This is a genomic window from Paenibacillus maysiensis (assembly GCF_000520815.1).
Classification (GTDB): Bacteria; Bacillota; Bacilli; order Paenibacillales; family Paenibacillaceae; genus Paenibacillus; species Paenibacillus maysiensis.
The window spans coordinates 1-445 of record NZ_ASRY01000045.1 but is presented as its reverse complement, the minus strand read 5'-3'; the positions used below and the strand labels follow the sequence as shown (position 1 = coordinate 445).

Here is a 445-nt window from a genome sequence, read left to right as displayed (position 1 = left end):
TGATCGTGCCGTTCCTGGAGTACGTGCACGAGCAGCAACTGGACATGAGCCGGGTGGAGCTGTTGATCACGAGCTCGGACAGCTGCAGCGTGGCGGATTACCGGACCTTGCAGGAACGCTTCGGCTCGTTGTTCCGGATCATCAACGCATACGGCGTGACGGAAGCGGCGATCGACTCCAGCTTCTACGACGAGCCGCTGACGAAGCTGCCGCAGACAGGCCATGTGCCGATCGGCAAAGCGTGGCTGAATGCGAAATTCTACATCGTGGACGCGCATCTGAACCCGGTGCCGGTCGGGGTGCTGGGCGAGCTGGTTATCGGCGGAGCGGGTGTGGCCCGCGGTTACTTGAACCGCCCGGATTTGACGGCGGAGAAATTCGTAGACAGCCCGTTCGCCGCTGGGGAGCGGCTGTACCGGACGGGCGACCTGGCGCGCTGGATGCC

At 63.6% G+C, this 445-nt stretch carries 1 protein-coding gene; it reads left to right on the top strand.

From position 1 onward, the window contains the following. On the top strand, positions 1 to 445 hold a 445-nt coding region (locus tag L696_RS28170; protein ID WP_155985305.1), incomplete at both ends, for an AMP-binding protein.